Here is a 23,693-nt window from a genome sequence, read left to right on the forward strand (position 1 = left end):
CATCCGGGTCGGTCGACCAGGATTGACGAAGCTGAAGGGCCGTTTTGGCGCCACAACGCTGGGTACGATGGCGCCCTTGCCGCCGTTCGTCCACTTTTATCCCTTCCGGCCGGACCGGGAGCAGGGCGGGACGTTGCGGCTGCGGACCGCGGTGCGAGCCACCGAGCCGCTCGGCGAGACGGTCGTGGTGTGGTTCGACGCCCCGGCCGGCCGCTGGCGCACGGAGGAGCCGGCCGCGGGGGTGGATGGGGCCGGCGCACACGGCGCAGCCGCGTCGGCGGGCCTCAAGCGGCGCGTCTTCCCCCACACGCTGTTCGAGTCGGGCCGGCACGCCGTCGCGGCGCTGATCGAGCAGTGGAGCGATCACATCAAACAAGGCGCCGTTCCACTGCTGCACACGAGCTATCTGGCGCCCGCGATCAAGGCGTTGCCCGAAGCGCCCATCGTCGACGTCTACGACCTCGTGTGGCGCGGCCATGAGATCGACGCCCGCGCCGCGCAACTGCCCCTGGCGGCCGTCCGCGCCGCCTACGCGGCACGGGTGCGCCGCAGCGAAGAGACCGCGCTGCGTCGCGCGCGGGCGCTGCTCGTCGCCGGGTGGGACGACCATCGCCGGCTCGAGCATCTCGGCCGCCCGTCGCGCTGGGTCCCGACAGGCGTGTCGGCCGAGCCGGTCGCACCCCGTCCTCCCGACGGCCGCCTGCGCATCGGCTTCCTCGGCAACTTCGCCCACCAACCGACGCTCGACAGCGCCAACGCGCTCCTCGCCTCGCCGGCCGCCCAAGCGCCGGAGATCGACGTCGTGCTGGGCGGCTGGGAGTCCGACCGCCACCCCGCGTTGCGCGACGCCGGCGCGACCATCCTCGGGCCCGTGGCCACCCCCGCGGACTTCTGGCGCGAGGTGGACGCCGCCGTCATCCCCGTGTTCAGCGGCACGGGGATCAAGGTGAAGATCGCCGAAGCGCTCCTGGCCGGGCGGACGGTGGTCACGACGCCGCTCGGCGCCGCCGGGTTCAGCCCCGAGACGCGGGAGGGGATGGTCGTCGTGCAACGGCTGCCCGATCTCGACGCCGCGACCTGCCTCGCCGCGCTGATCGCCACCAGGCGCGACGTCGCCCACGAGTTCAGCCTCGCGACGACGGCCGCGGCCTACCGCGACTTCCTCGTCAGCGTCCTCTAGGGCGCTACAGCGGGCAGAAGAACGGGTGCGACGGGCCTGTCGGGGCGACCGCGGCGGCCTTGGCGGTCGCCGCCTGGCCGGGCAGGTGGTAGGCGGCCCAGCTGGGGAAGTTGCGCCGGTCGCGCTGGCGCATGAGCCGGTTCTCGCGCGCAGAGAGCGCACCTTGGGCGACGCCCAGCGCCCCAGCCCGCTCGGCCGCGCGCAGGGCCCGCGTCCGCAGCGTCGCCGTGCCCACCCCACCCTGGGCGGCGATCGCGCCCATCGTCTGCTTCTGGGTGAAGTACAGGTCCTTGAACCGGTCCTGGCTGACGCTGAAGATCCCTTCCGTGTCACGCGTCACCGTCCAGGTGTGAAACACGTGGCTGAGGACGTGCACGGCCAGGTGGGACTGGGTCAGCATGCGCCTGGTGCGCGCCAGGAGCGTCGCGCGGAGGACCGAGCCGCGCGCGAGATGCCGCGACGCCAGCAGGCGGCCGGCCAGGCCCTGGGTGGGCACGTGGCGCCGCTTTGCGAGCTGATTGAGCGTGATGCCGGTGCGGTCGAGCTCCGCAGCGATCCGTCCCGTGTCCATGGCGTAGATCCGCTCGAGCGCCGGCTCGTCGAACGGCAGCCAACGCTGCATGACCCAGCTCTCTGCCGGCAGCCAGCTCGGGTCGGCGCCGGGAGGCGCCGCGCTGTCGGCGCGCGTCGGCCCCGCGTGCGCGGGCGCAGCCGCGCACGCCGCAGCGGCGAGCACCGCGACGAGCACGGCAAGGGCGCGGAGGAGCGAGGGATGGCGCGTGACGGACATCGGTCCTAGGGTCGACAGCCGGCCCAACCGGCAAAACCGGGCTGGACCGATGTCGGACGTCACGCGGTCGCGGAAGGCGACGCGCTGACCACCGGCACCCGAGCGGCCGCGGGCGCGGGGATGCGAACGGCAACGGCCGCCGCCGCGCCGACCGCCAGAAGCATCGTGATGAAGGCCTCCTGGGCGTAGTAGGTGGGCGCGACCTCCGTCGTGCCCGCCAGCACGATCGTCACCACCGACGCCAGCAGCGGCCCGCTTCCGGACCGCGGGCGGGCGCGGGTGATTCGCGCAAGGCTCGTGATCGAGGACGCCAGCACCGCCAAGAGGATCAGCAGGCCGATGTAGCCGCCGTCCAACAGCGTCTGCAGCACCAGGCTGTGGGCGGGCATCGTCGTCGGGTCTGCCACCCCGGTGAAGAGGTAGGCGTAGTTCAGCGACGCACCCGACGTGATCTGCCCCCCTGCGCCCCAGCCCCACACGGCGTCGACGGCCGGATGCTTGATCACGTCCCACGCGCCCTGCCAGATGTACAGGCGGTTGGTGCCGGTGGCGAGATCCCCGCTGCCGCTGCGCGACAGGGACGTGTCGAACGCGGTCCCTGCCACCAGCCCGAGGACGGTGAGCAGCAGCAGCGGCAGGACGGGAACGAGCACCGCCACGCCCGAGGCGGCCCGGATGCGTGCGCTGAAGACGAACCACAGGACCACGGCGATGGCGATGAGCAGCGAGCCGCGCGAGTCACCCAGCAGCAGTCCCGCGAGACAGCCGGCAGCGAGCAGCAACGCCAGGCGCCGCGGCACGTGCGGCGAGCGGCGCACGAGCATGACGCCGATCGCCGCAAACCCGCCCGCGGCCGCGACGCCGAACAGGTTGATCGAGTTGGCCATCGGGAACTCGACCCGGCCGACGTGGATCCCGACGGCGGCCAGCGTCGAGGACGGATCGCCGAGGGCGACGCTGCCGCCGCCCGGCGCGTCTGCGGCCGGCGAGGAGATGCCGGCCGCCCAGAGCAGCACGTTGAGCGTGACGTAGACCCCCGGCGCCAAGGCCAGCGCGATCAACCGCCGTTCGCGCTGCACCTCGCTCGACGCTCGGTTGATCGCCATGTAGGCGAAGACCACGAGGCCCAGGAACAGCACCGCGAGCTGATAGGCGTTGATGGCCGACCCGTAGACGCCCGCCTTGCTCCCGCGGATCACCTCGAGGCCGACGGAGCCGGCGTACAGCAGCCCGAGGGCCAGCGCTCCCTCACGCGGCGGCGCGAACCGCCGCTCGCCCTGCGCCGCCGCTGCCGTGGCCGCCCACAGCAACAGGAGCATCAGGAGCTTGAGCGGCTGGGTGTGCCCGACCAGCAGCGGCGCGCGGACGATGACGATGCAGCTCGCCGCCATGCCCAGCACGAGCCAGTCGCTCTGGCTGGTGCGGTCTTCCGTCACGGATCAGACGAGCTGCTCGGTGTGCGAGCGGTGGGGCCTCTGCTCGTCAGGCAGCGGCTCGGCGGGCCGGGCCCGCGGGGGCCGCGACTCGAGCGCGAGCGCGATCAACAGGGCCAGGACGCAGCCGAGCACGAAGCCCGCCGCGACGTTGCGCTTGGTCCTCGGCGCCGTCTTGACCGCAGCGCGCGCCGGGTTGACCACGGTCGCGTTCGACGTCTGCAGCGCCTGCAACGTGTCGAGCTGCTCCTTCTTCTCCTCCAGCGAGTCGTGCAACGTGCTGGACTCGGAGCGCAAGCCCTCCAGCTTCTTGTTGACCGACCGGATGGCCGTCTGCACCGCGCGCGTGTCGAGCTGCCCGCGATAGACGGTGAAGGCCTTCGCATACAGGTTGCTGAGCCGCACCGCCTTCGCCGGATCCGGGTTCTCGACGCTGAACTCCAACAGGTCGGCGTTGCGCTCGGCGGCGACCTTCGACCGCGCCAGCACCTCGTCGGCGCTCACGCCGACGTCCGGATCGGCAGCGACGACCAACTTGGCGACGTTGATGGAACGGGCCACGCTGGCCTGCGTCTCGAGCAGCCGGATCGCATCGGTGCTCCCGGTCGAGGGATCGGGCAGGTTCGTGAGCGCGTTCGCCAGGTTCTGGCGCTGGAGCAGCACCTCGGCGGTTCCCTGGTACATGCGCTCCTGCTTGTGCGACAGGAAGAAGGCTGCCGCCGTCGGGATGACGACGAGCGGCACGACGATCCACTTGCGCCTCCAGATGATCGCCAGGTAACGCCAACCGGCCTGCAAATCCACACCGCCTCAAGTCGTTCTCGCGAGCCCGCGAAGTGTGGCAGGTCGTGCATGTACTCCGGAAGAAGGAGAGAAACGAGGGTCCGGTACGCTGGCCGCTTGCACGGCACGACGGAAGCCGACTTTGGCTGAGCCCCGTGCGCAGCGTGCGCTGGTCAGCGGCGCGGTCTACGCGCTCGCCGGAGCCTCCCAGCGTGCGCTCGGCCTGCTGCTGCTGCCGCTCTACACGCGGGCCCTCACCCCGGCCGAGTACGGCGACCTGTCCGTCATCCTCTCGATCAGCACCGCGATCGTGATCCTGCTCGCTCTCGGGCTCGACTCGGCGCTGTTTCGCACCTACTTCGGGCTGCAGGGCGACTCCTACGCGCAGGCGAACCTGGTCTGGTCGGCCTGGGTGCTCACCTGCGTCACCGCCGTCGCCGGATGCCTCGTGTTCACCGGCGCGGCCTTCCTGCTGCTGCAGCACAACCGGCTCGAACCGGTGGACATGGCTCTCGGCGTGTGGTCGGCAGGCGCACTGGTGATCTCGACGACCGTGCCGCTCACGGTGCTGCGCGCCGAGCAGCGGCTCAAGGACTTCATCACCCTGACGGTCATCTCGGCGATCCTGACGACCGGGCTGACCGTGACGGCGGTCATCGTGCTGGACCTCGGCATCGAAGGCTGGCTGCTCGCGGCCGTCACGGCAAACGCCATCTCCGCGGTCGTGGCAGCGCTGATCATCCCCTTCCACCGGCCCCATCCGATGGACTGGCCGCACCTGCGATCGGCCCTGAAGATCGGCGTCCCGCTGATGCCGCACTTCTTGTCGCACTGGGCGCTCCAGCTCGCCGACCGCGCGGCGCTGATCGGCCTGGTGAGCGCCAGCGCCGTCGGCATCTACAGCCTCACGGCGAACCTGTCGCTGCCGGCGATGATCGCCGTCCAGTCGCTCAACCAGGGCTTGATGCCGATGTACGCGCGCGCCGCCCACAGCGCGGACGAGCGCAAGGGCATCGCGACCGTCGCCACGACGCAGCTCATCATCGCGGCGTCGTTGTGCCTGATCTGCGCCGTGCTGCTGCCGCCGCTCGTGACCGTGATCGCGCCCGCCAGCTTCTCCGGGGCGGCCTCGTTGGTGCCGTGGCTCGTGCTCGGTTACGCGTTCCTCGGCGCCTACTACATCCCGATGAACAGCCTGAGCCTCGTGATGGGCAGGACGTCGTTCGTCTGGGTCACGACGGCGTCGAGCGCCGCGCTGAACCTCGGGCTCATCTACTGGCTGGTCCCCGACCACGGGCTGCGTGCTGCCGCGATCGCCTCGGCGGCCGGCTACCTCCTGCTCCTGCTCGGCACGACCCTGTACGCGGTCGTGCTCGGCAGCCCGGTCGGGCTCGAGTGGCGCCGGGCCATCACCGGGCTTGCCGCCATCGTGGTCGTCTACGCCGCGTTCGCCCTGCTCACGCCCGATGAGGGCGTCGCCGGGCTCGCTGTCCGGGGAGGGATCGTGATGGCCGGAGCGGCCGTCGCGGGAGGCTTGATGATGCGACGGCGAGACGGCAGAGCGCCCGCCGAAGAGGCGGCCGGCTAGCCCAACTCGTCCAGCAGCCGGGTCCAGCGCCGGGCCGCCGCCGCCGGCGAGTACTCGGTACGCAGCGTCGCGAGGGTGCCCGACCATGTCTCGGCTTGCTGGGATGTCGCTCCGTCGTCGGCCCAGCGGCGCAGCGCGGCGGCCAGATCGGCGGTGGTCCTCGGCACGGTCGTCAGCGCCGCCCCAAACGGCCCCGCGAGATCCGACGCCCCGCCGCCCGGGAACGCGAGGACGCGGCAACCGCGGGCAAGCGCCTCGAGGATCACCATGCCGAACGGCTCCGGGTGCAGCGAGGGGACGACCAGCAGCGCTGCACGCTCGAGGTGGGGCGTCGGATCGTCGGCGAACGGCAGCACCGTCCAGCCGCCGTTGCGGCCGCGGGCCTCCAAGCGCTCGGCGGCATCGGCGAAGACCGTGCCGGGCTGGGCGCCGACGAAGGTCAGCGACGGCCGGGATGTCGCGTCGGCGCCCGCAAACGCCTGCTCGTAGGCGTCGGCCAGGACGTCCTGGCCCTTCCAGTCGTTGAACCGCCCGAGAAAGAGGATGCCCTCCCGCGACGCCTCCTCGACGTTCGGCGCGGCCGGGACCTTCTCGTCCTCCAGCCAGTTGGGCACCAGCGCCTGCACCCGCGGCCCGCGCACGCAGGCGCGCCATTGGGTCAGCACGTCGCCGGAGATGCCGACCACCGCCGAGAGGCCGAGGCGATGCACCGCGACGAGCCCGCGGTGCTTGGGCGACGAGGGCTCCAGCCACTCGCGGACCATCATCACCTTCCGTCCGCTGCCGCGCCCTGCCCCGAGGACCGCCGTCGTGTTGTGGATGGTCAAGTCCGGCGCGGGGTGGGTGGGACGGCATCGCTGCACCAGCGCCCGCGGCGCCTCGACGCCGCGGCTGGAGGCGATCGCCACCGGACGCACATCCACCGCGACACCGCGCCGCCGCGCCTCGTCGTCGAGCCCCAGGTCAGGCCGCTGCTCGGGCACGACGAGCGTGACGTCGGCGCCAACGTCGGCGAGGACACCCGCCAGCCGCAACGCCGACCGGTCGGCGCCAAAGAGCTCCCGGCTGCTGCACAGGATCTCGGCCTTCACACCGCGACGGCGCCGGTCTCGCGGTCGGCCAGCGACAGCAGGAGCTCGGTGTAGCGACGGCAGACGTCGTCCCACGCGTACCGCTCGCGGACGATCTGCCGGCCGCGGTCGCGCATCTCGGCGCGGACCGCGGAGGAGGACATCACGTGCTCGATCCGATCGACCAGGGAGTCGATGTCGTGCCGGTAGCGCTGCTCGGCGATCGGCAGGACCTCGCTGTTGAAGACCGTGTCGAGCGCCAGCGTCGGCGCCCCGGCGCCAAGCGCCTGGAGCAGCGCGGGGTTGGTCCCGCCGACGGAGTGCCCGTGTACGTAGACGCCGGCATGCGCCCAGAGCTGGCGCAGCAGCTCCTGATCGTCGACATGCCCCAACCACATCACCTTGTCCTCGGCCTCCAGCGCCTTGAGACGGTGCTCGATCGGCGAGTCGAAGTTCGCGCTGCCGACGATCACCGGCCGCGGCCCGCGCCCGCCCATCCGCTCGATGGCGTCGAGGGTGAGCTCCACGTTGTTCTCGGGCACGAGCCGGGCAACCGCGAGCAGGTAGGACTCAGGGTCGAGGTCGAGCGCGTCGATCCGGTCGGTCGGGACGTCCTCGTGGACGGGCGCCCCGTAGGGGATGAAGGTCGACGTGCGGCCGAACTCGCGCTGCCAGACGTCGCCGATGGCGACCGAGTCGCAGATCAGCGCCGGCGCGCACCGCGCCGTCATGCGCGCGCCGGCCTTGAACGTCGCGCGGCCCAGCGGGCTCCACTTGCCGCGCTCCCACTCGACGCCATCGGTGTTGATGGCGAACGGGGTCCGTGATGCGCGCAGCAGCGGAAGCCAGAACCCGTTGGCGATGTTCAGCACCAGCACGGCGTCGTAGCGGCGGAAGACCGCGTCGACGGTGGAGGTCAACCCGTAGCTGAGGGTCGACAGCGACTTCGAGTCGCGGCCGTGCGTGGCGATGCACCGCACGTCCTCGGTGATCCAGGACCGCCGGCCCTCGTCGCGGGTGCGGCAGTACACGGTGACCTCATGGCCCTCGTGCACCATGTGCCGCGCGAGGTAGCGGACCAGCGTCTCGTAGCCGCCGTAGGTGCTCGGGAAGCCGCGACTACCCAGGATGCAGAGCTTGCGCCCCGTCGGCGGTGCGTTCATCCGGAGGTCGCCTTCTCGAACCGTGGCGCGCCGCGCGTCAGCAGCGCCGGGATGTGGCTCGGCGTGACCCCGGTGCTCGTCTTCTGAGCGCGCTCGCCGGTCGCCAGCAGCTCCTCGAGCTGCACGACGTGCTCGTCGTAGTAGTCGCCGTAGTCGCGGTCGGCGAAGAACGCGGGGTGCGCCTCGAACGCGGCCTGCATCAGGTCGTCGGCGTACTGCGTCTTGGCGTTGTGCTTCCAGAAGTAGTTCTCATCGGGGTTGCGGCCGTCGCAGCCGGCGATCTCGACGCGGTCGGCCAGCGCGAAAGCTACCGGCAGCATCAGATTGGTCAGCACGTTGCCGGTACTCTTGACCCTGACGTCATTCTCCGTCGGCCAGCGCCAGCCGACGTCCTGGCGATGGTCGATCGCCACGACCCGCGGCGCCAGCTCGGGCATGTGCGCGAGCAGGGGTCGCGCCCACAGCCGCGAGGTCACGATCAGCGCGTCGGTGGCCTCGTAGGCGTGGCGCAGGTCGCGGCGGAACGCCGCGGCGTAGCGGCTGGGGCCAAAGTGAAAGACGCGGTCGCTGAACGCGATGACGTCGGGCTTGAGCTTCTCGAGCAGCTCGTGGTCGCGCACCGCGGAGTTGCAGGTCACGCGCAGGTCGGTGTCGACGGCCTCCGGGTCGACCATCGACGCAGATGGCCCCGTGGCCAGGACGAACGCCGAGCCACCGGGCTTGGCGCGCGCCAGCAGGCGGGCAGACGAGGTCGCGGCGTCGGGCAAACCGTCCTCGCCGGCGAGATCCTGCGCCAGGTGGAAGTACGCGATCTCGTCGACCAGCGCGAAGTTGGGGTCGATGACCCGGGTCGAGGCCGGCGCGCGCAGGTATTCGGCCACCAGCTTCGGCGTGTAGCGGTGGACGAGCCGCAGCGGGCGGCCCGCGGGCCGGGTCGCCGCCCAGCCGGGATCGCGCACGAGCTCGGGGTCGAGGTACGGCGCCTGCTCCGGAGCGATCGTCCTGCCCGACGCGCCCTCCATGAAGACCGGGACGCCCCGGTCCGACAGATACCAGTTGATGCGCGCCGAGACATCGGCCAGCGCGGTCGGGTCGTCGCCGACCGGCGGGACGACCTCCAGGTAGTCGAAGCGCTGGCCCTCCGCCTTGCCCAGCGCACGCTGCTGCAGCCCCCAGGTGACGCGCGTCTTGACCTTGTTGACCAGCGGCGAGCGCCGCCGCCCGTACGCCGCCTTGAGCCCGCGTTCCTTGGTGCCCGAGGACATCGCCACGTGCCTCTACTCGGTGCTCAGCGCCGCGAGGGCGCCGCCGTCGATGGTCAAGGACTGACCGGTGATGAACCCCGAGCGTCCGTTGTCGGCCAGGAAGGCGATCGACTCGGCGATCTCCTCCGGCCGGCCGATGCGCTGCAGCGGCGTCGAGGCGATCAGCGACGCCTCGGCGTTCTCGCGCCGCGCGAAGCCGTCGCGCAGCGCCGGGGTGTCGACCGCGCCGGGGACGACCGCGTTGACGCGCACGCCGTGGGGCGCCAGCTCCAGCGCGGCCGCGCGGGTGAAGGCGAGCAGGCCACCCTTGGAGGCGGCGTAGGCGCTGATGGAGTGCGACGTCGCGGTGGCGTGCACCGACGCGACGTTCACCACGGCGCCGCCGGCCTCGATCAGCTGGTCGCGGCACGCCTTCAGACAGGCGAACGCCCCTCGCAGGTTGACGTGATGCACGGCGTCCCACTCGGCGAGCGTCGTGTCCTCCAGCGGCTTGAAGAGCTGCAGCGCCGCGTTGTTGACGAGGGCGTCGACGCGCTCGCAGCGACGCAGCACCTCCATCACGTACGGGGCGTCGGCGAGATCGACCTGCAGCGCTCCCTCGCGGTCGACGGGCCGCCGGTCGACGGCGATCACCGACCAGCCCTGGGCCTCGAGGACGTCGCAGGTGGCCGAGCCCACCCCGCCGGCCGCACCGGTGACCACGGCGACGCGGCTCACGGCAGGCCCAGCTCCCGGAAGAGGTTGTCGACCGCCTGCGCGCTGCACTGGAGCACGCCTTCAGCCGTGTTGGATCCGTTGTGGGAGCCGAACACGCACTGCTCGAAGTCGCGCAACGGGTTGTCTGGCGCCAGCGGCTCGTCCTCGAAGACATCGAGCGCCGCCGCCGCGACCCTGCCGCTGCGCAGCGCCGCGACGAGCGCCGGCTCATCGACCAGCTGCCCGCGCGAGACGTTGACGAACAGCGCACCGTCGGGCAGCTTGGCGAGCGCCGCGGCGTCGATGACGTGGTGGGTGTCGGGCGTCAGCGGCGCGCAGAGCACGAGCACCTCCGAGCGCTCCAGCAGCTCATCGAGCCCGACGCCGGCGACGCCCAGTTCGGCGGCGCCCTCCAGCGCGGCGGGGAAGGCGTCGTAGGCGAGGGTGTCGCACCCGAACGCCACCAGCCGCCGCGCCGTCGCCTTGCCGATCGACCCGAACCCGTACACGCCCGCCGTCTTGCCCGCCAGCCGGGTCCCCTCGATCTTCAGCCAGTCGCCCGCCACGACCGCCATGTGGATGCGTGCGATGTGGCGCGTCAGCGACAGCAGGTAGCCGAGCGCCGCGTCGGCGACGTCCTCGCCGAAGACCCCCGGCGTGTTGGTGACGGTGATGCCCTGCGCCGCGGCCGCGTCGAAGTCGATGGCGTCGGTCCCGACGCCCCATTTGGCGATCGTCTTCATGCGCCCCGCGTGCTCGAGCACCCGCGCGGTGAGCGGATCGTCGCCGGCGATGATGCCGTCGACGTCTGCGATCAGCGCGATCAGCTCGTCCTCGGAGAGCTGCTGGCGCTCGACCGTCGGCAGGATCGCCTCGACCTGGGCGGCCTCGAAGCGCGGCCGGAAGGTCTCGAAGACGTTCTGCATCTGCTTGCAGGTCACGAGGACGCGTGCGGTGCTCACGGGTGCGTCCCCCGAGCCGCGTACAGCGCCTCCACGACGGCCCAGTCGAGCTCGTCGTCGATGTCCCACGCCTCGGCGCCGGAAATCGGCTTGAGGATCGGCCGCTCGCCGATGCGGTTGCCGCGCCGGCGCAGCGTGTCGGCGTCGAACAGGTACATGCAGGAGTTCTCCTCCATGACCGGCGGCAGGTCCTGCGTGCGCAGCAGGACAGCGGGGTCGTGGTTGATCGCCTCGCCCGCGGGCGTCCACAGCCGCGTGTGCAGCGGCGTCACCGTGAACAGCGAGTCGTGGGCGTCGCCGGCGTCGCGCAGTTGGCGGATGCCGTCTCGTACCGTCGCCGCCGTCAGCAGCGGGTTGGTGCTGTGGGTCTGGAGATAGAGGTCGGCGGGCACCGACGCGATCGCGTTGAGCAGGACGTCGTTCATCGGCGTGTCGCCCGACCGCAGGTGCTCGGGGCGCTCCAGGACGCGCACGGCCGGGAACGCCTCCGCGGTGTCGGACGCGATGACGTCGCTGTCGGTGTCGATCACGACCTCGTCGATCTCGTCGACCGCCAGCAGCGTCTCGACGATGTGGTGAAACAGCGGGCGACCGCCGAGCGATCGGTAGTTCTTCCCCTTGACGCGTTCACTGCTGTGGCGCATGGGAACGAACGCGGCGATGTGCACCTAGGAGATCTCCAGAGGTCTCAAGACGGCCCGGGCCGGCGCGGCCTCGAGCGCGGGAACGGCGATGGGCAGGCACAGAAGCTCATACGGCCCCGGATCGACGTGCGCGAGCGCCAGCCCTTCGAGGATGATGACAGGCGCCTGGAGCAGGATCTTGTGCGTTGTGGCGTCATCGTCGTAGCGCTGAATCGACAGGTAGTCGATACCGACGAGGCGCACGCCGCGATCGACCAGCCACTGCGCCCCGTCCGCGGTGATCGCCGCGTAGTCCTCGTCGAAGGCGTCGTCCGCGACGCCGCCGCGCGAGTTGGAGGTCTTCAGGAGGATCCGGGTCGCGCCGTCAGGCACCGCTGCGGCGAGCTCGGCGGGCCCGATGCGCCTGGCGTCGCCGATCTCGGCGACGACCGCCGGACCGCAGAGGTCGTCTAGCGCCATGGACGCCATCGGCGCGGCGCCGTCGATCTGGTGCAGCGGCGCGTCGACGTGCGTGCCGCAGTGGACGTCGAGCGACAGCCGCGTCGCGTTGGCAGGGTCGCCGTCGGCCATCGCCAGGAAGTACGGCGCCTCGACGTTCGGGCTGCCCGGCCAGGCGACCATGCCGGGCGCCAGCGGCACCGAGATGTCGATGAAGGCGCTCACGCGCGATCCTCGCTGGGCAGCTCGTCGTAGTTGATGATGTTGCCCGGGACGGCCTGCTCCTCAGACGGCGGGACGGCGCCGGACTTCGGCGGGTAGTAGAAACGCCAGCGCAGCAGCTGGGAGACGGGGCCGTGCTGGCGGAAGCCGCGGTAGGCGCCGTAGAACTGCCCCAGCCGGAACCGGACGATCCCGCGGGCCTCGGCCGCCAGCCGGCCCTCGCGCCGGGCGGCCAGCGCGTCGAGGACGACGTTCTGGAGCGCGAGCCGGATCGCGTGGAGCGCCGACATCTCCTGCTCGTCGTAGATCGTCTTGTGGGCGATCGCCTCGCGGCGGTAGCGGTTGACGATCTGGCCGAACACCTCGTCGTGGACGTGCACGATCGGCGCCTCGGCGCAGTAGGCCAGGACATTGCCTTGCTCCAGCACGCGCTTGGCCCAGTCAAGGTCTTCGAGGCCCGTCAAGTCCTCGTCGAACGGAAGATCGCGCCAGACCGCCCGCCGGATCGCCGAGTTGGCGTTGTTGCAGAAGGGGTCCCGCTGGCGGGGATTCGACGTGGCGGGAAACCACTGCTCGAGCAGGCGGCCCTCGGAGAACTGCCCGTGGGCGGGGATCACCTGACGCCCGTAGGAGAGGGCGACCGTCTCGTCCTCCTCCAGCGGCGCCACGAGGTGCTCCAGCCAGGTGTCGTAGACCGGGTAGACGTGCGCGCTGGCGAAGACGCATATGTCGCCCTGAGCCACCTCGATGCCACGGTTGAGCGAGCCGCCGAAGGAGAAGCTGCCGGGCCGGATGTGGACGACCTTGACGCCGAACTGCGAGGCGATCGCGAGCGTGGCGTCGGTCGACCCGGAGTCGACGACGATGATCTCCTCGGGCGGTCGCGTTTGCCGCAGCGCACCTGTCAGAAGACGTCCGATATGCGCTTCCTCGTTGAAGCAGCGCACGATGAGCGAGACGGTGCAGGCCATAGAGGTATTGAGCGCGACAGTCCATCAGTGGCCGGCCCGAATGCGGGAGGTTACGGCTTTCCCGCCGTGCAGCAACACCGCCTGCCCGAATGGACAGGTCGCGCGTGTCGGGTCTAACTCCCGATCCCGAACCCCACCCGCTGCTCGTCCTTCTCGACCCGCAGCCACAGGACGTGCTTAAGGTTAAGACGAATCGATCCATCTTCGGCCTCGACGTCATGCCAGCCCTCGGTGCCGAGGGCACCATGAAGCCGTTCTAGCTCCTGGTCGCTGACGCGGGTCGCCAATGGGGGGCTGGCGTGGAAGCCGATCGAGATGCGCTGAGCCATGCCGGCGATCCTACTTGCCCTCAGTGCGCCGGCTCGACGATCTCCGTCAGCACCCCGCCGCTGGCCGCCGGGTGCAGGAAGGCGACCCGCGAGCCGCGGATGCCGACCCGCGGCGTCTCGTCGATGAGCCTGGTCCCGGCTGCCTTCAGCGCCGCCAACGTCGCGTCGATGTCGGTCACCTGGTAGGCGACATGGTGGATTCCCGGGCCCTTCTTGGCCAGGAACTTCCCGACGGGCGTGTCGGGCCCGAGCGCCGCCAGCAACTCCACGTGGTTCTCGCCGACGTCCAGCAGCACGGCCTCGACGCCCTGCTCGGTCACCGTCTCGCGGTGGACGAGCTCCATCTCATACGTCTTCTCATAGAGGGCGATGGCGGCGTCGAGATCCTCGACGGCGACGCCCACGTGGTCGATGCGCGCGAACATGGCGCGCGACATTAGTGGGAAGCGAACGGTCGGTGGCGCTACGCCACGTTGTCGTCTTCGCCGCCCGGATGGGGCAGCGGCGTGACCGCGGCGATGTGCGGACGCGCCGGCGGCGCCGGGACCGCGTAGGGGCGACGGCGGTTGACCGGTGGGATGCCGGCCATGATCGTGTCGATCTCGTCGCGATCCAGCGTCTCGCGCTCGAGCAGCGCGTTGGCGAGCTCCTCGAGCTTCGGCCGGTGTGACGTGATGAGGTCGTAGGCGGCGCGCTGGGCCTCGAAGGCCAGCTCCTGCTGCTCCTCGTCGCGGATGCGGCGGGTGAGGTCGGAGACGATGTTGTGGTCGGTGACGGCGCGGACGCCGGCCGTCGAGGTGCCCATCGAGTACTCGTGGACCATCGCGTGCGTGATCTCGGCGACGCGGTGCAGGTCGTTGGCCGCACCGGTGGTCACCGCGCCGAAGACGATCTCCTCGGCGACGCGCCCGCCGAGCAGGACCGTGATCTGGTCGATGAGCTCTTCGCGCGTCTTGAGGTAGCTGTCCTCGTCGGGCAGGTTGAGGACGAAGCCGAGCGCGTTGCCACGGGGAACGATCGAGATCTTGTGCGTGCGCTCGGTCGTCTCGAGCAGCTCGCGCGTCAGCGCATGGCCGGCCTCGTGGTAGGCGACGACGCGGCGCTCGTGCTCGTTGAGCGTGGTGTTGGACTGCACGCCGGCGACGACCCGCTCCAGGGCGTCGTCGAAGTCCTCGCGGCCGACGGCCTCCACGCCGCGGCGCGCGGCGAAGATCGCGGCCTCGTTGCAGAGGTTGGCCAGCTCGGCGCCCGACAGGCCGCTGGTCTGCTGGGCGACCTTCTGCAGGTCGACGTCGGCGGCCAGCGGCTTGTTGGCGGTGTGGACGGCGAGGATGCGCCGGCGGCCCTCGACGTCGGGCGGCGAGACGAAGACCTGACGGTCAAAGCGGCCGGGGCGCAGCAGTGCCGGGTCGAGCTTCTCGAGCAGGTTGGAGGCGGCCATGACGACGACGCGGCCCGAGGACGAGAAGCCGTCCATCTCGACCAACAGCTGGTTGAGGGTCTGCTCGCGCTCGGAGTTGTTGTCGCTGCCGCGCTTGGCGCCGACGGCGTCGAGCTCGTCGATGAAGATGATGGCCGGCTCGTGCTTGCCCGCCTCGCGGAACAGACGGCGGATGCGGGCGGCGCCGAGGCCGGCGAACATCTCGACGAACGAGGACGCCGACTGCGCGTAGAAGGTCGCGCCGGACTCGTGGGCCACGGCCTTGGCCAGCAGCGTCTTGCCGGTGCCGGGCGGACCGTGCAGCAGGACGCCGGCGGGCACGCGCGCGCCGACCTTGACGAAGCGCTCGGGGTCCTTCAGGAAGTCGACGACCTCCTGGAGCTCCATCTTGGCCTCGTCGACGCCGGCGATGTCGGACCAGGCGACCTCTACGTTGGCGTCGGGCTTGATCTCGACCGGCTTGGTCTTGGGCATCGTCTTCAAGAGACGCCACATGACCACGGCGATGATCACGATGAAGACCAGCGAGCCGAAGCCCTGCCAGTCGGTGCCGAACTGCTGGAGCTTCTCGGAGAACGACTGCTTGGGGATCGCGGTCGTGGTGCCCTTGAGCGTGTTGAGGTTCGGCTCGTTCGCGCCCTTGGTCACCTTCGCGATCGTCGGGGCAGGGGAAGACGAAGAGGCAGACGCAGACACGTCCTCTTCCATCGGCCGCAAGCGCCAAACCCTTGACGGTCGGACACCGACTTGACAAAAGCGGACCGGAGTCCGCTATAGTGTCCTCCATAAGCGGACCACAGTCCACATCTTACCCTCAGGAGAACCTCCCCATGAGCACCACGATCACCGAGATCCCCGCCGGCACCTACGGCCTCGATCCCGTCCACAGCTCCATCGGCTTCGGCGTCAAGTACAACGGCCTGGCCACGTTCCGCAGCTCCTTCGAGAAGTACGACGCGGCTTACGCCGACGGCGTCCTCACCGGCTCTGCCGACGTCGCGTCGGTCACGATCGACGAGCCCAACTTCAAGGGCCATCTCCTCGCCGAGGACTTCTTCAACGCCGAGGTCACCCCGACGGTCACGTTCCGCTCGACCGACATCACGGTCAACGAGGACGGGACCGGCGAGGTCGCCGGCGAGCTCACGATCCGTGGCGTCACCAAGCCCGTCGTCGCCAAGGGCAACATCGCCGCCGGCCCCGACCCCTTCGGCAACGACCGCATCGCGTTCGAGCTGTCGACGACCGTCGACCGCCGCGAGTTCGGCCTCACCTGGCAGAACGCCCTCCCCAACGGCAACGACTCGCTGGCCTGGGAGGTCACCCTCACCGTCGACCTGCAGCTCGTCAAGCAGGCGTAAGGAGCCACATGTCTGCGATCCGGATCCTCGGCCTCTCCGGAAGCCTCCGAAGCGGGTCCCACAACACGGCCCTCCTCCGGGCGGCGGCGCTCTCGCTGCCGTCCGGGGTGGAGCTGGAGGTCTACGACGGCCTCCGGGACCTGCCTCCATACGACGCCGATCTCGACGTCGAGGGTGGGCGGGATCCGATTGAGGCCGTCGCGCGTCTGCGTGAGGCGATCGCCGAGGCCGACGGCATCCTGATCTCCACCCCCGAGTTCAACGGCTCGATCCCCGGCGTGCTCAAGAACGCGCTGGACTGGGCCTCGCGCCCCTTCCCCGACAGCGCGCTGAAGGGCAAGCCCACCGCGGTGCTCGGCGCCTCCACCGGCCTCTTCGGCGCGGTCTGGGCCCAGGCGGAGACCAAGAAGATCCTCGGCATCATCGGCGCCGACGTGCTCGACGGCGAGTTGCCGGTCGGCCAGGCCCACGGCGCGTTCGGCGACGACGGCCACCTGATCGAGCCCGATCTGCGCACCGCGCTGGAGGAGTTGCTCGGCGTCCTGGCCGCAAGAGTGGGAGCCCGGGACTCCCAGGCGGTTTAAGGTGCTCTATGTGGCGCCACCCTTCGAGCTTCCGATGTCGGGCCCAGCACCGGCAGATCGGGAGCGCGCCGACGCACGGCGCAACCGCGAGCGCATCCTCTGCGCGACCGCACGCCTGATCGACCGCGTCGGCATCGACTGCATGTCGATGGACGACGTCGCCGCCGAGGCCGGCGTCGGCAAGGGCACGCTCTACCGCCGCTTCGGCGACCGCTCCTCGCTGCTGCGCGCGCTGATCTCCGAGCCCGAGCAGGCCTTCCAGGACGAGCTGATCCGCGGCGCCGCGCCGCTAGGCCCGGGCGCCCCGCCCGCCGAGCGCCTGCATGCCTTCGGCGAGGGGGTTCTGACGTTCCTCGACAGCCACGCGGTCTACATCCAGGCGGGTGAGCTGCTGGCCGGTGGCAAGCGCTACGGCCACCCGGTCTACGCCTTCTACCGCACCCACGTCTCGCTGCTCCTGCGTCAGGCGCTGGGCGAGACCGAGCACCACGAGTACCTCGTCGACGCGCTACTCGGGCCGCTGAGCGCCCAGCCGTTCCTCTACCAGCGCGACGCGCGCGGGATGTCCGTGGACGAGATCTGCGCCGGCTGGCACGCGCTGTGCGACGCGGTGCTGGCGGGCGCCGCCGGCGCTCACTGATAGCCGGGGGAGGCGTAGGCGGTGCCCGCCTTGCCCGCCGGGACGAACGCGCCGGCCGGCGGCGCGCCGCCGATGACGCCACCGGTGACCGGCAGCTTGGGGAAGCTGACCGTGTTGCCCGTGAGCTTCGACGGGCAGGACGCGTCGTTGGTGGCCGGCCAGACCGCCGACCCGAGGCTCGTCCCCAGGCGCGGCGTGAGGTAGAGGTTGGAGAGCGTGGTTGGCGCCATCGCGCAGCCGTTGGTCATCCAGAGCAGGTAGCCGCCCGAGGACGTCGCGTCGGCAGCGTTGAACGTGAGGTCGACGTTCTGCAACTCGACGGACCCGATCCCGCCCTGGTCAGGACGTGTGTAGATGCCCTGGTAGTTCGAGTCCGCGGTCAGGTGGTCGACGCGCAGGTCCTTCACGCCGCCCCACGGCTGGATCACGTCGGTGTGGTTGGTGTCAAAGGAGCCGAGCAGGCCGACCGCGCGCACATTCTCCACCTGCACGATCGCCGCGGGCGCGTTGATCTGGATCGCATCCATCTCGTGGGTGGCCCCGTTGAACAGGACGCCTTCGACCTGCACGATCCCGACGCTGCCCACGATGTTGAGCGCGGTGCTCTTCGTCGAGGTCGCTGGCAAGGCGATCGCCCCACCCTTCATGACCACGTTGCGCCCACCGCTGATCGTGACGTTGCCCTGGTGGGTCGTGGTGCCGAGGTTCAGCACGTAGTCCTTGGTCTTGTCGAGGGTGTAGGTCTGGTCCCCTTGGGCGACAGCGATCGTCGTCGGCGCCGTGAGCGCCGGCGCGGGCCAGCGGAGCTTCGAGGAGACGGCGACCGCCGTCACCGGACCGCTCACGGATGGGCTGAGCGTGCGCACGGTGTCGACGTAGACGTTGCGGTCGCACGACGCGCTGCTGTGGTCGTTGGTCAGCGCGAGCGCGATCGTGTGCGAGCCGGCGGACAGGCTCTTGGCAACGGTGTAGTTGGAGTACTTGGTCGCGGCGACCGTGAAGGTCACGGTCTTCACGCCGTCGACGGTCACCTGCAGCGTCGGGGCGCCGTCGCACTCCGTGCCGCGTAGGAGGACCGCGATCGAGCTGGTGGGCGACGAGGGCGTGACCGTCGCCTGCGCGGTCCCGGCCGTGTACATCGCCAGCGTCTTGCCGCCCTCGGCCGCCCCATCTGCGACGGCGCGGATGTAGGTGGCCGACGAGGTGAACGACTCGCCGGGCGTGGTGGTCACCGTGACGTCGGCCGAGGCGGCAGCCGGGATCATGAGCAGGGCGGCAAGGGCGGCGACGATGGCCGGGCGCAGGCGCCCAGGCGTGGGCAGCCCGCGGAGACGCGGGGACGGCATTCGGGATTCCTCGGGTGTGGGGAGAGCGCAACCGGGGCGGTGCGCTGGCGGCAGGGGCGTTCGGTCCACGTGGGACCTTGACCGGGAGGAAGCCCTCCGGCGGTCACACGTCCTATCGACGGTCTCTTGCGCCCGACCGGGATTGATGCTGGTCACTTGGACAAATGGCTGAAGTCGTGGCCCGGCTCAGCTATAGCCCGGCGAGCGGTAGGCCGTGCCGGCATCGGCCGGCAGCACGAACGACCCACCCGCCGGCGCACCCCAGCGCGCGACGCCCGTGATCGGTAGGGACGGCCAGCCGGCGGTGGTGCCCGACACGACGGCCGGGCAGTTGGTCGCCTGGCCCGTCGGCGGCCAGACGGTCGAGCCGAGGCTCGACCCCGGCCGGCCCTTGACGTACACCTCGGTCAGCGCCGTGGTGGCAGTGGAACACCCGTTGCTCAACCAGAGCAGGTACCCGCCGGTCTTCGCGCCGACGTTGTCGTAGGCGAGGTCGACGTGGCGCAGGTCGACCGGGCCGATCGGACCCTGGTCGGGCTGGTTGAAGATGCCCTGGTAGTTAGTGGTCGCCGTGAGGCGATCGATGCGCAGCCGGGCCACACCGCCCCATGGCTGAACGACGTCCGTGTGGTTGGTGTCATAGCTGCCGCGCAAGCCGGTGGCGCGGATGTTCTCGAGCTGCACCGTGGCCTTCGGCGCGTTGATCTGGATGGCATCGAACTCGCGTCCGGACGCGCCGTCGAACGACACGCCCTCGACGTGGACCGTGCCCGTGGCATTGCTGATGCCCAGCCCGACGGCCAGGCCCGAACCGGCGGGCGGGGCGATCCGGCCACCGATCACGACGACGTTGCGGCCACCGCTGAGGCCAAGGCCTCCGGCATGCGTCGCGGAGCCCAGCTTGATGATGTAGTCCTTGGTCGTGTCGAGGCTGATGCGCTGGTCGCCTTGGGCCACGGTGATCGTCGTGGGTGAGGACAGCGTCGGCGGCGCCCAGGTCAGCTTGGGTCGCGCGGACACGGCGGGCGGCGTGCTCGCGGGCATCGTGGTGGTTGGGCCAGCGGGCGCCGCCCCCGTGACCTCGCCGGCCCCGGGCCCGGCGCCCGTCGAAGGGTTCTGGCCGCTGACCGGGCCGGCGCCGTCCCGGGCCAGGAACCGCACCGCGCCGGTCCCCAACGGCCGGCGGCAGCGAGCGCTCGTACCACCGCGAGAGGTCAGCGCGACGCGATGACGTCCCGCTGGCGTGACGAAGGCCACCGTGATCTCTCGGAGGCGGCGCGTGGCGATGCGACGGCGGACGACCGTGCGCCGGTCGAGCGTCAGCAGCGCCGTCGTGCCTTTGCCGCAGCGCAACCGGATGCGCACGGCCAACCGGTCGGCCCGAGCGACCAAACGGACGACCTTGACGTGGTGGTTGCCCGCAAAGGCGGAGGCCGGCGCGGACCCGACGATGCGATCCGGGGCCGGATCCGCGAGCGACGAACCCACGCCGAGGGCCAGCACAAGGGCAGCGACGGGCCCCCCAAAGCGGACGATGCGCACCGGCGCAGTGTCATCGGTCAGGCGTCTTGAGGCAAGTCCGCCACCGACTAGGTCACCGATTCGTAACCTGGAGAGACGTAGCCGGGACCGGCGAGGCCCTCCGGCACGAACGCACCGTCGGCCGGCGCGCCGCCGGTGACCGCCCCAGTGACCGGGAGGCTCGGCCAGGTGACCTGGGACCCGGCGAGCTTCGCGGGGCAGTTCGCGTCGTTGGTCGCCGGCCACACTGCGGTGCCAACGGACTTCCCCGCGCGCGGCTGGATGTAGACGTCCGAGAGCGTCGTCGGCGCCATGTCGCAGTCGGTCGTCATCCACAGCAGGTAGCCGCCCGACGAGGTCGCTTGGCTGTTGTTGAAGGTCAGGTCGACGTGGCGGAGGTCGACCGAGCCGATCGCGCCCTGATCGGGCCGCGTGAAGATGCCCTGGTAGTTGGAGTCGGCGGTGAGGCGGTCGACGCGCAGCGCGCGGACCCCGCCCCACGGCTGGATCACGTCGCTGTGGTTGGTGTCATAGGTGCCGAGCAGGCCGTTGGCGCGCACGTTCTCGACCTGCACGACGGCATCCGGCGCCATGATCTGGATCGCGTCCATCTCGCGGCCGCTGGTGCCGTCGAACTCGACGCCCTCGACGTGGACGGTGCCGGTGCTGTTCTTGATGCCCAACGCGAGCGGGGTCGGCGAGACCTGCGACAGGGCGATGCGTCCGCCGATCATCACGACGTTGTGGCCGCCGGTGATCCTGACCGTCCCGTTGTGGGTGACGGCGCCGAGATCGATGATGTAGTCCTTGGTCGTGTCCAACGTGTAGGACTTATCGCCCTGCGGCACGACGAGCGTCGTCGGCGCGGTCAGCGCGGGCGGGGCCCAGTGCAGACGCGGGCCCGTCTCGACCGGTGGCGGCGGAGGAGGAGGAGGAGGAGGCGTGGTGGTCGGCGGCTCGGTCGTGGAGGGTGGCTCGGTTGTGGACGGTGGCTCGGTTGTGGACGGTGGCTCGGTGGTCGACGGCGGCTCGGTGGTCGACGGCGGCTCCGTCGTGCTCGGTGGCACGGTCGTGGACGGTGGCACGGTCGTGGACGGTGGCACGGTCGTGGACGGCGGCACGGTCGTGGACGGCGGCACGGTCGTGGACGGCGGCACGGTCGTGGACGGCGGCACGGTCGTGGACGGCGGCACCGTTGAGCTCGGCGACGGCGTGGCGGCGGCCGGCGGCGCCGCCGAGCTCGGCGGCGGCAGGAAGGGAGCTGGCACGGGCGGCGCGGCGGCCGGCGCGATCGGGACGTCGAGGACGTTCACCACATCCTGCAGGCCAACGCCCACAGCGGCGGTCTGGGCGAGCTTCGGCGAGGTGGCGTCGACCTTCACCCTGATCGTGTCGACCATCACGGCCCGACGGCAGCGCTTGCTCTTCGACGCCGACGCGAGCGCGACACCGATGCGATGGCGCCCGGCCGCGAGCGCTCGCGGGATCGTCAGCGTCGTGTAGCCACCGTCCGACACCGACCGCACCGTGGACTTCGCCCCGTCCACCACGAGCCGCAACGACGGGGAGCCGCCGCAGGCGGTGCCGCGCACTTGCACGGTGATCGCGGACGCGGGTCGATCGAGCGTCACGGTCGCACTCGGCGTCCGCGTGGAGCGCAGTCGCAAGACCCGCTCGCCCCCCGCCGCGCGATCGGACACGATCGCGTCGGGGCTGCTGATCCCCGAGAGCCGGGCGCCCGGGACGGAGACGTCGGCCGACGCGGAGGGGGCGAGCGCGGCCAGCGTCGCCGACGCGAGAAGCGCGGCGCGCACCGGCAAGCGACGCCCTGGGGCAAGGGCGGGGAGCATGGCGAGACTGGAGCGAGGACGGCGGCCAAACCCGGCTCGCCGCTGCAACTCCCATCGGCGGGCACCCGCCCCGATGCACCCTCATCGCGCCCAGCCTGGACAGATGACCGACGGCGCGTCGAGCGGCGCGCTTATCCGAGGAGTTCCATGGCAATGGCCTTGTAGGCCCGCGCGGCGAAGCCGACATCGGCCGCCTTGATCCGCTCGTCCTTGCCGTGAACCAGCGGCCACATCTCGCCAAGGGTCATCTCCCGCTGGGGGAAGAAGCCGTAGGCCACGCACTCCGGGAAGGCGTCGCGGAACGCGCGTGAGTCGGTGTAGGCCGGGAGCATCGTCGGCACGATCCGCGCGTCCGAATCCTCGGCCGCGAGGAAGTGGGTGATCGCGTCCATCAGCGCCGACTGCACCGGCGAGCCGTTGCCGACGACCTCCTCGAGCCAGGTGACCTCGTAGCCGTCCTCGTGGCCGATCACCTCCCGGAGCCGCAGCGCCGCGGTCTCGCGCGTGTGCCCGGGCGGGACGCGGCAGTCGACGGTCAGCGTCGCGCTGCTGGGGATGACGTTGATCTTGCTCCCCGCGCTGATGATCGTCGGCGCGAACGTCACCGACGCCATCGGCTCAAAGAAGGCCGCCAGCGCCGGGTTGGCGGCGCGCAGCGCGTCGAGGTCGGGCAGGTCGAGGGCAGCCAGCAGCGCCTGCGGCGCCTCGGTCATGTCGGGCTCGGGCCGGCGGTCGGCCAGCGCGGCGAGCAGCGGCGCGAGCTTGGGCAGCGCGTTGTCGGAGACGTTGGGCATCGAGGCGTGGCCGGCCCGCCCGCGCGTGGTCAGCGAGAATCTGAAGACGCCCTTCTCGGCCGTGCACACGCCGTAGAGGCGCTCGTCGCCGTGCGGGATGACGGTGCCCCCGCCCTCGTTGAGCAGGAAGTCGCAGCGCACGAGCTCGGGGTGGTGCTCGGTCAGCCAGATCGCGCCCTCGCCGCCGCCGTTCTCCTCGTCGACGACCACGATCACCAGCAGGTCGCCGTGGGCCGGCCGCCAGCCGGACTCGGCCAGGTCAAGTGCCGCGGCGACCTCCGCGGCGGTCTGGGACTTCATGTCCTGTGCGCCGCGACCCCAGACCTCGCCGTCGACCAGGTCGCCCGACCACGGGTCGCGCTGCCACTCGGCCGGATCGGCCAGGACCGTGTCGACATGCGACAGCAGCCCGAGCACCGGCCCGTCGGCGGCGCCGCGCAGGCGCGCCACGAGGTTCGGGCGCTCCGGCGTGCGACCGCGCAGCTCGACCTCGAAGCCGGCGTCGCGAAAGAGGACCGCAAGCTCCTCCTGCAGCGCCCGTTCATCGCCCGGCGGGTTGACCGTGCGGTGACGGATGAGCTGGCGCAGCAGCTCGACGGCGCGGTCCTCGAGGGCCATGGCG

At 71.1% G+C, this 23,693-nt stretch carries 24 protein-coding genes; 6 read left to right on the plus strand and 18 right to left on the minus strand.

Going from position 1 to position 23,693, the window contains the following annotated elements; translation table 11 throughout:
- Positions 1 to 76: 76 nt before the first annotated feature.
- On the plus strand, positions 77 to 1,180 hold the full coding sequence (locus VGO10_RS02870; RefSeq protein WP_327464947.1) for a glycosyltransferase: 1,104 nt from the start codon (positions 77 to 79) through the stop codon (positions 1,178 to 1,180).
- A gap of 4 nt (positions 1,181 to 1,184) precedes the next feature.
- On the opposite strand, the gene VGO10_RS02875 is transcribed toward VGO10_RS02870, so the two are convergent.
- The 3 genes from VGO10_RS02875 to VGO10_RS02885 are packed head-to-tail and all read right to left on the minus strand — an operon-like array spanning position 1,185 to position 4,207.
- A complete protein-coding gene (locus tag VGO10_RS02875) occupies positions 1,185 to 1,970 on the minus strand; it encodes a hypothetical protein (RefSeq protein WP_327464949.1) in 786 nt (261 codons plus the stop codon).
- Positions 1,971 to 2,029: 59 nt separating this feature from the next.
- Entirely contained in the window at positions 2,030 to 3,406 is a 1,377-nt protein-coding gene (locus tag VGO10_RS02880) for an O-antigen ligase family protein (protein ID WP_327464951.1), read from the minus strand.
- 3 nt (positions 3,407 to 3,409) lie between these two features.
- Entirely contained in the window at positions 3,410 to 4,207 is a 798-nt protein-coding gene (locus VGO10_RS02885; RefSeq protein WP_327464953.1) for a hypothetical protein, read from the minus strand.
- Positions 4,208 to 4,328: 121 nt separating this feature from the next.
- On the opposite strand from VGO10_RS02885, the gene VGO10_RS02890 reads away from it, so the two are divergent.
- Positions 4,329 to 5,774: a lipopolysaccharide biosynthesis protein gene (locus tag VGO10_RS02890; protein ID WP_327464955.1), complete on the plus strand. Its 1,446-nt coding sequence runs from the start codon at positions 4,329 to 4,331 to the stop codon at positions 5,772 to 5,774.
- Here the strand turns inward: VGO10_RS02890 and VGO10_RS02895 are convergent.
- The 11 genes from VGO10_RS02895 to VGO10_RS02945 all read right to left on the minus strand — a co-directional run bounded on the left by VGO10_RS02895 (position 5,771) and on the right by VGO10_RS02945 (position 15,623).
- Entirely contained in the window at positions 5,771 to 6,865 is a 1,095-nt protein-coding gene (locus VGO10_RS02895; protein WP_327464957.1) for a glycosyltransferase family 4 protein, read from the minus strand. The genes VGO10_RS02890 and VGO10_RS02895 overlap by 4 nt on opposite strands.
- Complete coding sequence (locus VGO10_RS02900) at positions 6,862 to 8,007, minus strand: DUF1972 domain-containing protein (protein WP_327464959.1); 1,146 nt, start codon at positions 8,005 to 8,007, stop codon at positions 6,862 to 6,864. The genes VGO10_RS02895 and VGO10_RS02900 overlap by 4 nt, the downstream gene beginning before the upstream one ends.
- Complete coding sequence (locus tag VGO10_RS02905; RefSeq protein ID WP_327464961.1) at positions 8,004 to 9,272, minus strand: hypothetical protein; 1,269 nt, start codon at positions 9,270 to 9,272, stop codon at positions 8,004 to 8,006. The genes VGO10_RS02900 and VGO10_RS02905 overlap by 4 nt, the downstream gene beginning before the upstream one ends.
- A 12-nt stretch (positions 9,273 to 9,284) precedes the next feature.
- The gene (locus VGO10_RS02910; RefSeq protein WP_327464963.1) at positions 9,285 to 9,989 is read right to left on the minus strand and encodes an SDR family oxidoreductase; all 705 of its coding nucleotides are present in this window, start codon (positions 9,987 to 9,989) and stop codon (positions 9,285 to 9,287) included.
- Positions 9,986 to 10,930: a phosphoglycerate dehydrogenase gene (locus VGO10_RS02915; protein ID WP_327464967.1), complete on the minus strand. Its 945-nt coding sequence runs from the start codon at positions 10,928 to 10,930 to the stop codon at positions 9,986 to 9,988. Before VGO10_RS02915 ends, VGO10_RS02910 begins: the two co-directional genes overlap by 4 nt.
- The gene (locus tag VGO10_RS02920) at positions 10,927 to 11,598 is read right to left on the minus strand and encodes an acylneuraminate cytidylyltransferase family protein (protein ID WP_327464969.1); all 672 of its coding nucleotides are present in this window, start codon (positions 11,596 to 11,598) and stop codon (positions 10,927 to 10,929) included. The genes VGO10_RS02915 and VGO10_RS02920 overlap by 4 nt, the downstream gene beginning before the upstream one ends.
- Complete coding sequence (locus VGO10_RS02925) at positions 11,599 to 12,237, minus strand: cyclase family protein (protein ID WP_327464971.1); 639 nt, start codon at positions 12,235 to 12,237, stop codon at positions 11,599 to 11,601. It lies immediately after the preceding gene.
- Complete coding sequence (locus VGO10_RS02930) at positions 12,234 to 13,205, minus strand: glycosyltransferase family 2 protein (RefSeq protein ID WP_327464974.1); 972 nt, start codon at positions 13,203 to 13,205, stop codon at positions 12,234 to 12,236. The genes VGO10_RS02925 and VGO10_RS02930 overlap by 4 nt, the downstream gene beginning before the upstream one ends.
- A 113-nt stretch (positions 13,206 to 13,318) precedes the next feature.
- Entirely contained in the window at positions 13,319 to 13,534 is a 216-nt protein-coding gene (locus VGO10_RS02935; RefSeq protein ID WP_327464976.1) for a hypothetical protein, read from the minus strand.
- A 20-nt stretch (positions 13,535 to 13,554) separates the two neighbouring features.
- Positions 13,555 to 13,959, minus strand: a complete 405-nt coding sequence (gene mce / locus VGO10_RS02940; protein ID WP_327464978.1) for a methylmalonyl-CoA epimerase — start codon at positions 13,957 to 13,959, stop codon at positions 13,555 to 13,557.
- A 38-nt stretch (positions 13,960 to 13,997) separates the two neighbouring features.
- Positions 13,998 to 15,623 carry an ATP-dependent metallopeptidase FtsH/Yme1/Tma family protein gene (locus tag VGO10_RS02945; protein WP_327464980.1) on the minus strand — a complete coding sequence of 542 codons (1,626 nt, stop codon included), beginning with the start codon at positions 15,621 to 15,623 and terminating at the stop codon, positions 13,998 to 14,000.
- A gap of 182 nt (positions 15,624 to 15,805) precedes the next feature.
- Between VGO10_RS02945 and VGO10_RS02950 the strand changes: the two genes are divergently transcribed.
- From VGO10_RS02950 to VGO10_RS02960, 3 genes are read left to right on the plus strand one after another with little or no spacing between them, the layout of a single operon-like run.
- A complete protein-coding gene (locus VGO10_RS02950; protein WP_327464982.1) occupies positions 15,806 to 16,336 on the plus strand; it encodes a YceI family protein in 531 nt (176 codons plus the stop codon).
- An 8-nt stretch (positions 16,337 to 16,344) separates the two neighbouring features.
- A complete protein-coding gene (locus VGO10_RS02955) occupies positions 16,345 to 16,920 on the plus strand; it encodes an NAD(P)H-dependent oxidoreductase (RefSeq protein ID WP_327464984.1) in 576 nt (191 codons plus the stop codon).
- 10 nt (positions 16,921 to 16,930) lie between these two features.
- Positions 16,931 to 17,560, plus strand: coding sequence for a TetR/AcrR family transcriptional regulator (locus VGO10_RS02960; protein WP_327464986.1), 630 nt, complete (start codon positions 16,931 to 16,933; stop codon positions 17,558 to 17,560).
- On the opposite strand, the gene VGO10_RS02965 is transcribed toward VGO10_RS02960, so the two are convergent.
- From VGO10_RS02965 to VGO10_RS02975, 3 genes are all read right to left on the minus strand, one after another.
- Positions 17,554 to 18,906 carry a carbohydrate-binding domain-containing protein gene (locus VGO10_RS02965; protein ID WP_327464988.1) on the minus strand — a complete coding sequence of 451 codons (1,353 nt, stop codon included), beginning with the start codon at positions 18,904 to 18,906 and terminating at the stop codon, positions 17,554 to 17,556. The two genes, VGO10_RS02960 and VGO10_RS02965, sit on opposite strands and share 7 nt — an antisense overlap.
- Positions 18,907 to 19,092: 186 nt before the next feature.
- Complete coding sequence (locus VGO10_RS02970) at positions 19,093 to 20,448, minus strand: hypothetical protein (protein WP_327464990.1); 1,356 nt, start codon at positions 20,446 to 20,448, stop codon at positions 19,093 to 19,095.
- Positions 20,449 to 20,495: 47 nt separating this feature from the next.
- Entirely contained in the window at positions 20,496 to 21,275 is a 780-nt protein-coding gene (locus VGO10_RS02975; protein ID WP_327464992.1) for a hypothetical protein, read from the minus strand.
- 94 nt (positions 21,276 to 21,369) lie between these two features.
- Between VGO10_RS02975 and VGO10_RS02980 the strand changes: the two genes are divergently transcribed.
- On the plus strand, positions 21,370 to 21,930 hold the full coding sequence (locus VGO10_RS02980) for a hypothetical protein (protein WP_327464994.1): 561 nt from the start codon (positions 21,370 to 21,372) through the stop codon (positions 21,928 to 21,930).
- A gap of 478 nt (positions 21,931 to 22,408) precedes the next feature.
- Here VGO10_RS02980 and VGO10_RS02985 read toward each other — a convergent pair whose 3' ends face one another.
- Complete coding sequence (locus VGO10_RS02985; protein ID WP_327464996.1) at positions 22,409 to 23,689, minus strand: M20/M25/M40 family metallo-hydrolase; 1,281 nt, start codon at positions 23,687 to 23,689, stop codon at positions 22,409 to 22,411.
- Between the last annotated feature and the right edge of the window lie 4 nt (positions 23,690 to 23,693).

Source organism: Baekduia sp., assembly GCF_035996765.1.
GTDB lineage: Bacteria > Actinomycetota > Thermoleophilia > Solirubrobacterales > Solirubrobacteraceae > Baekduia.

Excerpts from the sequence above, each read along its gene's own strand:
- VGO10_RS02875 (WP_327464949.1), bottom strand. The coding sequence starts at position 1,970 with ATGTCCGTCACGCGCCATCCCTCGCTCCTCCGCGCCCTTGCCGTGCTC.
- VGO10_RS02900 (WP_327464959.1), bottom strand. The coding sequence starts at position 8,007 with ATGAACGCACCGCCGACGGGGCGCAAGCTCTGCATCCTGGGTAGTCGC.
- VGO10_RS02905 (WP_327464961.1), bottom strand. The coding sequence starts at position 9,272 with ATGTCCTCGGGCACCAAGGAACGCGGGCTCAAGGCGGCGTACGGGCGG.
- VGO10_RS02930 (WP_327464974.1), bottom strand. The coding sequence starts at position 13,205 with ATGGCCTGCACCGTCTCGCTCATCGTGCGCTGCTTCAACGAGGAAGCG.
- VGO10_RS02935 (WP_327464976.1), bottom strand. The coding sequence starts at position 13,534 with ATGGCTCAGCGCATCTCGATCGGCTTCCACGCCAGCCCCCCATTGGCG.
- mce (WP_327464978.1), bottom strand. The coding sequence starts at position 13,959 with ATGTTCGCGCGCATCGACCACGTGGGCGTCGCCGTCGAGGATCTCGAC.
- VGO10_RS02950 (WP_327464982.1), top strand. The coding sequence starts at position 15,806 with ATGAGCACCACGATCACCGAGATCCCCGCCGGCACCTACGGCCTCGAT.
- VGO10_RS02955 (WP_327464984.1), top strand. The coding sequence starts at position 16,345 with ATGTCTGCGATCCGGATCCTCGGCCTCTCCGGAAGCCTCCGAAGCGGG.
- VGO10_RS02965 (WP_327464988.1), bottom strand. The coding sequence starts at position 18,906 with ATGCCGTCCCCGCGTCTCCGCGGGCTGCCCACGCCTGGGCGCCTGCGC.
- VGO10_RS02985 (WP_327464996.1), bottom strand. The coding sequence starts at position 23,689 with ATGGCCCTCGAGGACCGCGCCGTCGAGCTGCTGCGCCAGCTCATCCGT.